Genomic DNA, 461 nt, shown 5'->3' with positions numbered 1-461 from the left:
CGCGCGTGGTCGCCGTGACCGCCCCGTCGTCGCGGACGACGCTGTCGTATTTCTCGCGCAGCACGTCGCAGAGCCGCGACACGAGTTCGTCGTAGCCGTCGCCCGCGACCGCGGCGCGGCCCACCGCGCGCGTGCCGCCCTCGGTCGTGTGGAAGGCGACGGTGGTCTCGCGGACGGCGGAGAGCGCGGCGTCGAGGTCGATGCCCTGCGCCTCGCCGAGCAGGCCGTCGGGCAGCGAGACGACCTCGTAGTCGTCGGCGTCGACGCGCGCGCCGAAGCGGAGGCCCTCCTCGACGGTCGTCACGTCGGCTTCGAGGGCGGCGACGCGGTCGAGGGGGACGCCCGCGGTCTCGCGGACCCACGTCTCGGAGACGACCCGGAACCCCTCGGCTTCGAGGGCGGCCGCGAGGTCGTCGCGGTCGCCGTCGACCAGCGCGAGGTCGGCCGCCGACGCCTCGAAC

Annotated in this window: 1 pseudogene; it reads right to left on the bottom strand. The window is 75.7% G+C overall.

The features are described from left to right. Positions 1-461, bottom strand: a pseudogene (locus DVK01_RS21335) (hypothetical protein); the annotation flags it as partial.

Source organism: Haloarcula sp. Atlit-120R, assembly GCF_003665885.1.
In the GTDB taxonomy this organism is placed as follows: Archaea; Halobacteriota; Halobacteria; order Halobacteriales; family Haloarculaceae; genus Haloarcula; species Haloarcula taiwanensis.
Note: the sequence above shows the minus strand (reverse complement) of the source record. Positions and strands in the feature narration are given on the sequence as shown.